Here is a 2,628-nt window from a genome sequence, read left to right as displayed (position 1 = left end):
GCCGCATGACCGCGCCCAACCCCGCCGAGTACGACCTCTGGATCCGCCGCTTCCACCAGGCCCCGGACGCCCCGGTGCGGCTGCTGTGCCTGCCGCACGCCGGCGGTTCGGCGAGCTTCTACTTCCCGGTGTCCGCCGCGCTGTCGCCGGGGATCGAGGTGCTTGCCGTGCAGTACCCGGGCCGGCAGGACCGCCGGTCCGAGCCCGCCATCGGCACGGTCGCCGAGCTCGCCGACCGCATCCACCGGGTGCTCGCCCAGGTCGAGGACGACCGCCCGCTCGCCCTCTTCGGCCACAGCATGGGCGCGGTCCTCGGCTTCGAACTGGCCAGGCGGCTCGAGGCGGACGGGCGAGCGCCGGCCGTACTCTTCGCCTCGGGGCGCCGCGGGCCGGCCACCCACCGGGACGAGCGGGTCCACCTGCGCGACGACGACGGCCTGGTGGCGGAACTGAAGGCGCTCAGCGGCACCAACACGGCGCTGCTGGGCGACGAGGAGATCCTGCGGATGATCCTCCCGGCGATCCGCAACGACTACCGGGCGATCGAGACCTACCGCCGTCCGGAGGGCGGGCCGCTGAGCAGCCCGATCGTGGCGCTGATCGGCGACGACGACGCGAAGTCCAGTGTGGAGGAGGCCAAGGCGTGGGCCGAGGAGACCACCGGCGACTTCCGCCTGCGGGTGTTCCCCGGCGGCCACTTCTACCTGGCCGCGCACCAGCGGGACGTGCTGGCCGAGATCACCGACGGGCTGGCCGCCCACAGCGCCTGACCGGGCGCCGGCACCGCCGAGCCGGCCGGGCGCACCCCCCCCCGGCGGGGGGCCCCCCCCGCCCGGCGCGGCGACCCGGACGCCATGCACCTGTGGGCGGGCACCGGTCACCGGCTGGTGCGGACCGGCCCGGCGGCCGAACTCACCGGGCGGCTCTGGGCGGAGGCCGCCGCCGCCCGCTGACGGCGGCTGGCCGCTCAGCCCAGCAGGCCGCCCATCCACTCCTCGACCGCGTCCGGTGTGCGGGGCAGCGCCGAGGACATCAGCCGGGCGCCGTCGGCGGTGATCACCAGGTCGTCCTCGATCCGTACGCCGATGCCGCGCAGCTCCGGCGGCAGCGTCTCGTCGTCCGGCTGGAGGTAGAGGCCCGGCTCGACGGTGAGCACCTGACCCGGTGCCAGCACCCCGTCCAGGTACGCCTCGGCGCGGGCCCGGGCGCAGTCGTGCACGTCGAGTCCGAGCATGTGCCCGCTGCTGCACAGGGTGTAGCGCCGGTACAGGCCGCTGTCGGGGTGCAGCGCCTCCTCGGCGGAGACCTTCAGCAGGCCCCAGTCGGCCAGCCCCTCGGCGATCACCCGCATCGCGGCCCGGTGGAAGTCGCGGAAGCTCGCGCCGGGCCGCAGCGCCGCGATGCCCGCGTCCTGGGCGGCCAGCACCAGCTCGTAGACGTCCCGCTGGGCGCTGCTGAAGGTGCCGCTCAGCGGCAGGGTGCGGGTGACGTCCGCGGTGTACAGCGTGTCGGTCTCCACGCCGGCGTCCAGCAGCAGCAGGTCGGCGGGGTCCAGCCGGCCGTCGTTGCGGATCCAGTGCAGGACGCAGGCGTGCGCGCCGGAGGCGACGATCGTCTCGTAGCCGGGCCCGTTGCCCTCGGCCCTGGCCCGCCGGTCGAACACGCCCTCCAGCCACCGCTCGCCGCGGTGGTGGCGCAGCGCGGCGGGCAGCTCCCGGACGACGTCGGCGAAGCCGGTGACGGTGTGGTCGACCGCGAGCTGCAGCTGCCCGACCTCCCACTCGTCCTTGACCAGCCGGAGCTCGGCGAGGACGGCGGCCAGCCGGTCGTCGCCGGCCCGGTGGCCGGCGGCCGGCCGGCCGGTGAGGGCGTCGAGCTCCGGGTCGACGCCGGCCAGCACCCGGGTGGGCGGCTGCGCACCGGTGAAGAGCGTGCCCAGGTCGTCGAGGTGGACGGTCCGCAGCCCGGTCAGCCGCTCGGCCTCGGCCAGGTCGGGGCGCCGGCCCACCCAGAACTCGCCGTAGCGGCGGTCCCGGTAGAACTCCGAGCTGCCGCCGTCGCGCGGCGAGCGCGGCCGCAGGTGCAGCACCGCCTCGCCGGTCGGCTCGACCACCAGGACGTGGCCGGCCTGCTCCTCGCCGGTCAGCCCGGTCAGCCAGGCGTACGCGCTGTGCGGGCGGAACCGGTAGTCGCAGTCGTTGGAGCGGACGGCGAGCTGCCCGGCCGGTACGACCAGCCGCTCGCCGGGGCACCCCCCGCACAGCGCGGCCCGCCGGGCCGGCAGGCCCGCGTACCCGGGGACGCGGTCGTCGGCGGGCAGCGGGGTCGGCGCCCAGTCGGTGGCCATGAAGGCATCCAGGGCGGCAGAGACGGACAGGTCGTGGCTGCCGGTGCGGGGCGGGATCGGTATGCGCTGGCCGGTCACGGGACGGGATCTCCTTCGGGGCAGGAGGGGGTGACCGGGCCGGATTCGGCTCGGTGCAATTTCACATTGTTATGGTACTGATCCGGCCCCGGTGGCGGCACCCCTCACGCCGTGGGGGCGCCGCCCCGCGCCGCGGCCCCCCCCCCCCCGGCCCCCCGGGGGGGGGGGGGGCGTGGGGGGGGCCGGCACGCCCCAGCGCCCCC

2 protein-coding genes are annotated in these 2,628 nt (G+C 76.6%); one reads left to right on the top strand and one right to left on the bottom strand.

What is annotated here, in order from left to right:
- Positions 1-5 precede the first annotated feature (5 nt).
- The gene (locus tag ACFV0G_RS36965) at positions 6-770 is read left to right on the top strand and encodes a thioesterase II family protein (RefSeq protein ID WP_380557446.1); all 765 of its coding nucleotides are present in this window, start codon (positions 6-8) and stop codon (positions 768-770) included.
- Positions 771-967: 197 nt separating this feature from the next.
- On the opposite strand, the gene ACFV0G_RS36960 is transcribed toward ACFV0G_RS36965, so the two are convergent.
- Positions 968-2,425: an aminopeptidase P family protein gene (locus ACFV0G_RS36960; RefSeq protein WP_380557443.1), complete on the bottom strand. Its 1,458-nt coding sequence runs from the start codon at positions 2,423-2,425 to the stop codon at positions 968-970.
- Positions 2,426-2,628 lie beyond the last annotated feature (203 nt).

Origin of the sequence: Kitasatospora sp. NPDC059571, from assembly GCF_042735675.1 — a bacterium.
GTDB lineage: Bacteria > Actinomycetota > Actinomycetes > Streptomycetales > Streptomycetaceae > Kitasatospora.
Note: the sequence above shows the minus strand (reverse complement) of the source record. Positions and strands in the feature narration are given on the sequence as shown.